Below are 10,280 nucleotides of genomic sequence, written 5' to 3'. Positions count from 1 at the left end.
CCTGATTTCCGTTAATACTAATTATAGCTATAACCCATTTTATGCTTTGGGTGTAGTTACAGCTTTTGACCGTTTTATGCAGGGATATTCTCCAGAGCAGGACAAAATTTCGATTTTTAATGCTTTTATTCAAGCACAAGAGGAAGATCCCAACAAATACCGTACTGATGCTAAAGAATTAGAAGATATAGCTCGGCAAATGTCAGTATCGGATATGCTTTCGTGGATTTGTTTATCAAACAATATTGATAATACTCAACATTTGCAAGATTATTTAAGAGGTATTTCTGAGAACTCAAAATTCAGGTATAGTCGTTTATTTGCTATAGGTTTATTTACTTTACTAGAAATAGTAGATACAGAGTTAATCAAGGAACAAGAGAAGCGCACAGAAGCACTGAAGAAAGTTTGCCAAGCTTTAAACTTACTAGAAGAAAAGTTATTAAAAGATATAGATTTGTATCTTAGTAACTTGGAGAGAATAACTCAAGCTCGTAGCGCTATGGAAGATACTCTTGAAGCAGCGAAGAAAAAACGAGAACAACGTAGGTTAGAAAAAGATAAAATTTCTACAACTGCCAATAATACTTCAGAAGATAGTGAATAAATGTTATTAAGCTTTAGTAACTTAATTCTATATTGTCATAAAACATTAGATTTTGAATTATTAATTGAGACAACTTTTCCTCAGAATAGATAGAGGAAAATATTAGAATATGATAGATAGAATAGCAAACTTTAATGAATATACAATTGTGAAAATTTTTATATCCTAAAGACTGATTTTATAGGTATAAAAAGTAAGTCAGACTATAGGAGTAGAGGATGTCAATTAAACATCTCTACTCCTATTTTTTGTTGAAAATTATCAATCGTTTACTTCTCAGAACTAATTTGATTTTTTTATCTAGATGAGGCAAGATGGATTAATTCTGAAATAAATTATGCTATTGTTCATAATCTGTAGCTATCGATTTTAGCAAGTTGCTCAGTTGTGCGCCAACATCGGGTGAACTCCCAAAAGCTGTAGGGTTAATTGGTTGTCGATTAATATTTTGATCTATAGCTTCATTTACCTGTTTAGAAATTAAATCTTGAAGCTCTTGCTTAGCTTTAGACCTTTGAAACTGAGCACCCTCCTCAGTAGTAGCATATAAAGGAGGAAGTCTATTCAGAGCATAAGCTGCAATATCTCCCACATCAAGAGTTTGATCGCTCGTCGCCTCAATTTCTGCCACCCGTGCGATCGCCTCAGATAATACCAACTCTTCCATCACATTAATAAATTGTTTCCGAGGTAAAACAACTACTTCTCCTGTTAATAAAGCTCCCATTAAACGGTCAAGAGCCATATATTCCTCAATCGATAATTCAGAAGCCGTATTACAGATTCGTCCTACCTCTGCTTCCATAGAAGGTGTTAAATAACCATCTTGTAAAGCTTGTTCAACAATTTTTTCTATACTCATAAGTTTTGTGTAAATTTATTGATAATAATTTTCCAATAAAATCTCTAGATTAATAATTAGAATAAGATGATAAGTTCATCAAAGTCAATACAAATAACTCCTTAATTATTCTTGGAATAATTAAACAAATTACAGATATTTTTATAAACAAAAATTCTGTATCAAAAATTTTTTCATAGCTTGGCTTTAATAAATAGAGAAAATCTATTCAATACCATTGAATCGCCAAGGAACCGGATCCACAGCTTGACCATGTACATATAATCCCCAGTGAAGATGAGGACCTGTAGATGCTCCTGTAGATCCTACAGCACCAATTTGCTCGCCAGCTTTCACCATATCACCCTCCCTGACATTAATACGACTCAAATGGATAAAAATACTGGTTACTCCTTGACCATGGTCAAGACCAACAGTATTACCATGAATTTCAAAACCTTGAGATTCTAATCCAACTAGAGCAATACGACCAGCAGCAGGAGCTACGACAGGGGAGCCATTGTAATCTGCATAATCCACTCCACGATGATAATAGTTCTCAGCAAACTTCCCATTATAATATCTCCGCACTCCATAGACGGTACTAACTGGACCATTGTTAGGGCGCAGAAACGGACCATTCCAAAATTTCTCTGGGGTGACAAGTTGTTTAAATTCTCCTACTCTGTCAAATTCTAAGTCTGTTCCTTTTAGAGATTCTTTATCAGGAGGTAGCCAAATAGATTGAGTGGGAAAAGAGGGACTTTGCAAATTCACGCTTAGATTCTGTATACCTGCTTCAGTAGTAACTTGAAGTTGTCGGAGACCAGATTTATCTAAGGGAGTGGTAGGCAACAGAGCACGAAACCTATTTTGTCCAATAGAAAATGAGGGGTAAGTTTTTCCATCCATATTAACGGTGGGAGTGGATAGCTTTCTGTTGGGTTGCTGAATCACAACAGATATAGTATCTCCGAGTTGTGGGTTAGTGGGAGTTACTTGTACAGTTTGACTGAGACCAGGTATGACAACGACTAAAACTGCTGTAACAGTAGCCAAGATTAAACTATGGATAAACTGCTTAAATTTAACTGATAAAAACATTAATTATTTATATTTGAGATTCTTCAGATCAATTAAATAAAAATTGAATTTTTTTATCCATATATTATACATCTCCGATAATTCATCGGAAACTACTATAAAGAGGTTGTTAAATCTTAATTTCAGGAGAGTTATATTATCTAAGTTGGAATATTTTAGTCTCGATCGAGGAAACTATTGCTCACAGTTTGACAATTTTTCAATCATCAACTAATAAGGCATAACAAATTAACAGAAAATATCAAATAATTATCATTCTTGAACTAGAAAAAATTACCCATAATAAACTGTTAATCAAACTAATATTAAGACAGCCATAATGCTTCATCTAGGTGGGTTATGGCGGATAACTTCCATTTAGGGTGAGCAACGATCAATAATTCGGGCATCATACCAATTCACTTTAAATTTGAATAATATGTCTCTCAACTAATCTCATAAATCAAGGGGTTAAAGTTACTAAATGATTCGAGGTTTTATTAATCTTTATTATTGTGATTTAGCCTTGAATTATCAGCAAATTTAATTATACCATTCAACCTATGGTCGAGAGTTATTAAATTTGGTCAAATATTTAGTATATCGTTAGTACAAATCAACGAATATATTTGACATTATTTGACTAGAGCAATCCTAAATAGGTCGTAAAAATTCAAAAACTAGAAATAAACTTTGAAACTCTTACCAATTGACCATTACCTCCATACCTCCATACCAAAAAGTGGCAAGATTTTTGACACAAATAAAATAGGATTGGTATATATACAACTATATTTATGTATAACTTTTACTATACCAAATCCGGTTATCATGCATCACGTTTTTTAAATTCCTCTCTAATCATACCCCCATCTCCCCAAAAGGATACTTTATAAATTAGTACGTTGGTAGAAGGTGAAAAGCTGTTTTGGTCAACTTTTGCTTTTTGCCTAACCCGTAGCAGTATAATTGCTCACTAGCTGAGATTACTCAAATCCCTGAATCGACTAGGTATAATTATAACGAAGATGTATCCCCTACTTAATTAAAAAATTTAATGCTGAGAAGTGAGAAGTGAGAAGTGAGAAGTGAAATTACCACTACACTAATAGCTGAATTCTTACCTTGGAGTTAATATATCTCTACAAGATAGTCATTTTTAGAAAAATCCGTGCAAGAAGACTTTAGGTTAATTATAGACTTAGTATTAGTTTTAACAGCAGCAGCAGCAGGAGGAATATTCGCATCACTCGTGCGACAACCAGCTTTATTAGGTTATCTACTAGGTGGGATTATTGTTGGACCAGCAGGATTTGGTTTAATTAAAGAACTTATTCAAGTAGAAACTTTAGCTCAATTAGGGGTAGCTTTTTTACTATTTGCTCTAGGAGTAGAGTTTTCCCTGGCAGAATTGAAAAAAGTCCAAACAATTAGCCTCGGTGGTGGTGGACTACAAATTATCTTTACCATTTTAGTCACAACATTAGTCTCTGTGGGTATAGGGTTGGTATCCTATCCAGTCCAAGGAATATTTTTAGGAGCAATACTCTCTTTATCCTCAACAGCAGTGGTACTGAAATGTTTGATGGAGCGGAATGAGACATCTACATCCCACGGCCAAGTTATGTTGGGAATTTTAGTAGTCCAAGACTTAGCTTTGGGACTAATGTTAGCTGTTTTACCTGCTTTAAACCAACCACCAGAAATTATTGGTATGGCAGTAGGGCGATCGCTTCTGGAAATAGGTCTATTTGCTCTAGGTGCTATAGCAGCAGGAATTTGGGTAATTCCACCCTTACTCAGATTTTTGGCAAAAACTGAAAGTCGGGAATTATTTTTACTGGGAGTTGTGGCACTTTGTTTAGGAATAGCTCTGTTGACTGAATACTTGGGTTTTTCTATCGAAATGGGAGCTTTCGTAGCGGGTTTAATGATATCTGAAGTAGAATATGCTGACCAAACTCTAACTTATGTTGAACCTATTCGAGATATATTTGCAGCTCTATTCTTTGTAGCGGTTGGGATGTTAATAGATCCATTTTTCCTGTGGAGTCATCTAGAAATAATCCTGGGTTTAGTGTTTCTTGTTCTAGTAGGAAAATTTTTGATTGTTACTCCTATTATCAGAATTTTTGGTTATCCTCTGAAAACAGCAATTTTAGCAGGTTTGGGTTTGGCTCAAATAGGAGAATTTTCTTTTGTACTTGCCAGTAAGGGACAAATATTAGGATTAGTTTCTCGTCGGGTATACTTATTAATATTGGGCACAACTGCTGTAACTTTAGTAATTACACCCTTTGTCCTAAAAATTGCCCCACAGTTGTTAAATTGGGCTGAAACTTTTCCTTGGTTACAAAGATATCTCTATGAAACAACTCAACCTACTACAGCTATCTCAGTAGATTTACCTCTACAAAATCATGTTATAGTGTGTGGTTATGGAAAAGTAGGACGTAATCTAGTACAACAACTAGAAAACCACGATATTTCCTGTTTGGTCATTGACCAGTCAGAAAGGGTGGCTCAAAAGTTGCGGGAAAAAGATATTCCTTATCTATATGGTAATATTTGCTCCATGCACGTTTTGGAAAGAGCAGGTCTAGATAAGGCACAAGCAATGGCGATCGCTATACCAGATTCTATGAGTACAAGACTTTGCCTGAAGCGGTCTCTAGAATTTGCCCCAGATTTGGATATAGTTGTTAAAGCTAACCGATATAAGGATATTGAATTGCTATATCAACTGGGAGCTAGGGAAGTAGTCGAACCAAATTTTGAAGCTAGTTTAGAACTTTCTAACCATCTGTTGGTTGGTATGGGAATATCGGCAAAGGTTATTCAAAAGGAAATAGAAGAAATTCGTCAAAGTCATTATCAAGCATTACGACCTTCAATTATAGATCCCCAAATATCCAGGGAGTTAAAAGCAGCAGTTCAAGATATGAACAGTAAATGGTATTCCTTACCAGAAAATTCTCCTTTAACTGGTATGACTATAGAAGAAACTAATTTAAGAAGGTTAATAGGAGTTAGTTTAATGGCTATTCGTAGAGAGGAAGGAGAGGAAATTGACTATCCAGAAAGTCAGACAGTATTAGATATTGGCGATCGACTTTTATTAGTGGGAGAACCTTCAGAATTAGATAGTTTCGATCGCTTGGCAAGAGGAGAAATTGCTGTACCAAAGGAAAGTACATCTTGCCAATGGTTGATGTTAGGTGAGTCTGGTTCTTTTGTGGGTAAAAAATTATCTGAGGTAGATTTATACAGTCAGTACGGAGTACAAATTCAAGCAATTCGACGAGAAGGAAAATTTATTCGATGGCCTCAAGGAGATACGGAGCTACAGATGGGCGATCGCTTACTTCTTTGTGGTGGTTTCCATGAACTTACTCAAATACGGCGACTGACTATTCCTCAATCTAAGATATATTCTCAAAACCAAAAGTTAAGTACAAATAAATAATAATTAATTATTAATTATTAATTATTAATTATTAATTAGGGCTTGCTGATTAAATATAAAATCATTGACAGATAAAGATAAGTGCCTTTTTAGGTCTTGAAAAAGTACCTGTTTTTCAGCTATTCATGCTCAAAAAGTTAGTATTTCTGGCGCATAGTTGGGCAAAAAAATTATTCCCCTACTCCCCTACTCCCCTACTCCCTTACTCCCTTACTCCCTTACTCCCTTACTCCTTAAAAAATACTTTGAATGAAGGTAAGCATTCAGCTTTCAGCTACTAATTCATTGCCTTTTGAGCAGGAATTAGTATTGAGATATTTAAGGAGAATTAAAAGTATGTATAGGAAAAAAAATGACCTTGGTAAGGGAGAGTATATATTCATTATTTACGAAATTATTTACGAAATAGTTAATGGCTGACCGCTAATAGCTGAATGCTTACGAATGAAGAGACTTTAGACCTTACTTTTTCGTTAAGTAAGGGGAAATATTTTTCTAACTGTTCTCTGTTTCCTGCTATACTATAGGCTGAATAATATTGAAGAGTTAATGAGTGTGTAATTAATGAAGGTCTAACTACTTATTAATATACAACTACCTTGGAGGAGTTACTACAGCTATATAGCAATCCGCGCATTGGTTGTGAAAATTTTTATAATAGTTAATTTGCTCTGAGAATCATGAAAATTATGACTCCTGACTTCTGATTCCTAACTGATACCAAAATATTACAAATTAAATAGGATTACTATGGAATTAAATAGTTTAAAATATTTAAGTTGATAAATTTTGAATTGTGTCAATCATCATTAGTTTTTTGGTTTGAGATAAACAATGGATTGTCGCCAAATTAGAATTGGTAAATCATACTGATCTAAAAGGCAGATACAATTTTGGTCTTGCCAGAAAACTTTTCCTACATGAAGGTCATTAGTAATTAGTTTCATTTCTACTTCTTTTTTCTCTTTGATATAGGTTTGAATTTGGCGGGTACTTGGCAAACTGGTATCAAAATCAGACATAATTACTATTTAATATATTTCCTGCTAGAGTAAATTTTTACCGAATTATTGGAGGATAATAATGACAATATCATTTACTAAATATCATGGTTTGGGCAACGATTTTATTTTGATTGATAATCGCCACCAATCACAGCCTATACTAACACCAGAACAAGCAATAAAATTGTGCGATCGCCATTTTGGTATTGGTGCAGATGGTATAATTTTTGCCCTACCAGGAGAAGAGCAAGCTGATTATACCATGAGAATTTTCAATTCTGATGGTTCGGAACCGGAAATGTGTGGGAATGGGATTAGATGTTTAGCTAAGTTTATAGCAGAACTAGAGAATAATAATAAGACTAAATATAATATTTATACTGGCGCTGGTCTGATTGTTCCAGAATTAAAAGGTGATGGTCAAGTAACAGTTGATATGGGACAACCAAAACTATTGGCATCGGAAATACCGACAACTTTAAGTAATCCTGATGAAAAAGTTGTGGATCGACCCCTAGAAGTAGCTGGAAAGTCTTGGTCTGTTACCTGTGTGAGTATGGGAAATCCCCACTGCATAACTTTCGTAGAAGATGTTAATGGGATAGATTTAACAAAAATCGGTCCTGAGTTTGAACATCACCCAGTATTTCCAGAACGTACTAATACAGAATTTATTCAAGTTATTAGCCCAAAATATGTAAAAATGCGAGTATGGGAAAGAGGAGCGGGTGCAACACTAGCTTGTGGTACGGGTGCTTGTGCGTCAGTGGTCGCAGGGGTTTTAACTCAAAACAACGAGCGCTTAGTTACAGTAGAGCTACCTGGAGGTTGTTTGGAAATTGAATGGTCAACTACAGACCAAAAAATTTATATGACTGGACCAGCAGAAAAAGTGTTTACAGGAGTTATTGATGAATCAGTAATTAATTAATAAAATGGCAGATATTTTTAAGTGTTGAAATTTCTTTTTTTTTTCACCATTGACAAATTAGTTTTGAATTTTAAGAAACAGGGAATAGTTCAATAATTAATAATTAATAATTAATAATTAATAATTAATAATTACCTCTTCTGATAACAGATAAGATTGGCTAAAAGGAATTTTTTTCTTCTCTTGGTCGATTGGAGGCAAGCGAGGAAACCTCGCCATCCCATCCTAACGGACTGCTTCGCTTGCCGACCGCTTTTTATCCATGAATGGAGAGGCTTTAAACCTTAATTATTCAGTAAAGAGAAAGAAAATGCTGTACCTCATTAATATGAAAACCGCTGTATATATTTGCTTGATGTTCATCAAGTTTATCAAAACTTGAGAAAAACAGTGCTTTTGGTAAAGGTTTGATGAAGATTGTTGCATCTGTGAATATATAAGTTGATCGAAGGTTTCACTTATAGCTGTAGTTGAAATATAAATTTTCACCATAGTGTTTCAATTATGAATAAAACTTTAGTATCAAAAATAAAGTATTTTATTTTAAACACTTAGATTGAGATTAGGATTTCTAGTAATTTTAACTTTATAACTTTTAACTTAACAATAGAGGTAGATTCATGGGGGGAGGTATTTATTTAATTCAGGACAACGACCAACTTGTGGAAATGACTGAACAAGCTTATGATTCCGAAGATCAACTACAAGAATTTCTGGAAACTTATCCTAATCTCTTAGCAGGAGATGATATAGATAGAGGTATCCCAAGACGATGGTTATTAATTTCACGGGAAATAGCAACATCAAAAGAAGAAGAGATGACTCAGGAATGGGCGTTATCTCATTTGTTTCTCGATCAAGAAGCAATTCCGACATTAGTAGAAGTAAAACCAACTCATAATACAGAAGCTCGCCAGAAAGTGGTAGGTCAAATGATTGATTATGCTGCTAATGCAGGAATTTATTGGCCTCTGGAGTCAATTATTGCTAAGTTTGAAGTTAATTGCCGAGAAAATGGTCGCGACCCAGAACAAGTATTTGAAGAATTTCTGGGTCAAGATGCTAATGAGGAAAAATTTTGGCAGAAAGTTAAAACCAATCTACAAGCAGGAAAAATTCGTTTAGTATTTGTGGCAGAGGATATTCCGGCAGAATTACGAAGGATAGTGGAATTTCTCAACGAACAGATGGACCCAGTAGAAATTTTAGCACTGGAAATTAAGCAGTATGTTAGTCAAGATGGTTTAAGAACTTTGGTTCCTAGAGTAATTGGTCAAACTACAGAAGCGCAACTGAAAAAATCAAGCACGACTCGCGAAAGGAGGAGATGGGATGAGGTATCTTTCTTTCCAGAGTTTAAAACGAGATGGGGTGCTGATGAAGCTTCAATAGTTGTAAAAATTCATAACTGGGCTAAAAATCAAGAACCTTTAGTGAAAATTCAGTGGGGTACGGGAGATGTTTATGGTGGTTTTGCAGCAATAGTTAATCAACCAGGGAAAAAAAATTTAGAGTTATTTAGTATTGATATTTCTGGTCGTCTGGAAATTTACTCTAATAATTATAGTTGTCAACCTCCATTTAATAGTGATACTAAATGGTTAGAGTTGAGGTCTAAGTTTAGTTCTATTGGTTTAGCTTTACCAAGAAATGCGGAGGAGTTCAGAACGCCTAGTTTACGTTTATCCACATTAGAGGATGATTCAGCATTACAGCAAGTAATGGATATTTTTCATTGGATTATTGAAGAGTTTAATCAAGGTTAATTCGGTTATTAGTCTAAAAGAGAGATATAGGGAATAGGGGGATGTAATTGATTATTTCTGTGAGTTATTAGTTATCAGTTAGCTTGCAGGGAAGGATATTCATTTTTCATGTTGCGTAGCGAAATATTACCTCAAGAAAGAGAGTTTTTATAATTAGTAGACTACAGTAGGGATGTTCCATGAAAGATAGCTAAAAGGTTTTGGCTGTGAATACATAGTTCATCAATCTAAAAAGCACTGTATTTCTTTAGTTATAAATAACGTTAATTGTGAAAAAAATAAATGTTTAGGGATTTAGTAAGGAAACCCCTACAGTAAATTTATTTTTGATTACATATGACCCATTTTGTATGTTTTGCATTAATTTTCCTGTCTACAACATTTGCTCTGAGCTAAGAAAAAATACTTTTAGTTGAATAAAAAGTCATGTGTATAGGCGAACAACCCCAGATAATTTTTATGGTATCACAAAAATTGTGAGGATGCAACCGAAAATCCTTTGACGTGCGATTTTTTTGTGGGAAGCTCTAGAAGATGAAAAGAAAATATTTTTGGTATTGCTCCTGGGAAAATTCCTGAATA

The 10,280-nt window shown here is 34.4% G+C and carries 7 protein-coding genes; 4 read left to right on the top strand and 3 right to left on the bottom strand.

Translation table 11 applies throughout. The features are described from left to right. Positions 1-607: photosystem II biogenesis protein Psp29 (psb29, locus tag F6K22_RS18790; RefSeq protein ID WP_293101020.1), on the top strand; the 607-nt coding region annotated here is incomplete at its 5' end. Positions 608-947: 340 nt separating this feature from the next. Here the strand turns inward: psb29 and F6K22_RS18785 are convergent. Further along, positions 948-1,469 (bottom strand): late competence development ComFB family protein, encoded by a 522-nt coding sequence (locus F6K22_RS18785; RefSeq protein WP_293101017.1) that lies wholly within the window; start codon positions 1,467-1,469, stop codon positions 948-950. 204 nt (positions 1,470-1,673) lie between these two features. Then, the gene (locus tag F6K22_RS18780) at positions 1,674-2,552 is read right to left on the bottom strand and encodes a M23 family metallopeptidase (RefSeq protein WP_293101014.1); all 879 of its coding nucleotides are present in this window, start codon (positions 2,550-2,552) and stop codon (positions 1,674-1,676) included. Between the two features lie 1,150 nt (positions 2,553-3,702). Here F6K22_RS18780 and F6K22_RS18775 point away from each other — a divergent pair. Next, complete coding sequence (locus F6K22_RS18775) at positions 3,703-5,997, top strand: cation:proton antiporter domain-containing protein (protein WP_293101012.1); 2,295 nt, start codon at positions 3,703-3,705, stop codon at positions 5,995-5,997. Positions 5,998-6,806: 809 nt separating this feature from the next. On the opposite strand, the gene F6K22_RS18770 is transcribed toward F6K22_RS18775, so the two are convergent. Beyond that, positions 6,807-7,019 carry an Hfq-related RNA-binding protein gene (locus tag F6K22_RS18770; RefSeq protein WP_293101010.1) on the bottom strand — a complete coding sequence of 71 codons (213 nt, stop codon included), beginning with the start codon at positions 7,017-7,019 and terminating at the stop codon, positions 6,807-6,809. A 61-nt stretch (positions 7,020-7,080) separates the two neighbouring features. Between F6K22_RS18770 and dapF the strand changes: the two genes are divergently transcribed. Further along, positions 7,081-7,932 carry a diaminopimelate epimerase gene (dapF, locus tag F6K22_RS18765; protein WP_293101007.1) on the top strand — a complete coding sequence of 284 codons (852 nt, stop codon included), beginning with the start codon at positions 7,081-7,083 and terminating at the stop codon, positions 7,930-7,932. 620 nt (positions 7,933-8,552) lie between these two features. Beyond that, on the top strand, positions 8,553-9,698 hold the full coding sequence (locus F6K22_RS18760) for a hypothetical protein (protein WP_293101004.1): 1,146 nt from the start codon (positions 8,553-8,555) through the stop codon (positions 9,696-9,698). Positions 9,699-10,280: the final 582 nt, after the last annotated feature.

It is taken from the genome of Okeania sp. SIO2F4 (assembly GCF_010672385.1).
Lineage (GTDB): Bacteria > Cyanobacteriota > Cyanobacteriia > Cyanobacteriales > Microcoleaceae > Trichodesmium.
This window is presented reverse-complemented; position numbering and strand designations above follow the sequence as displayed.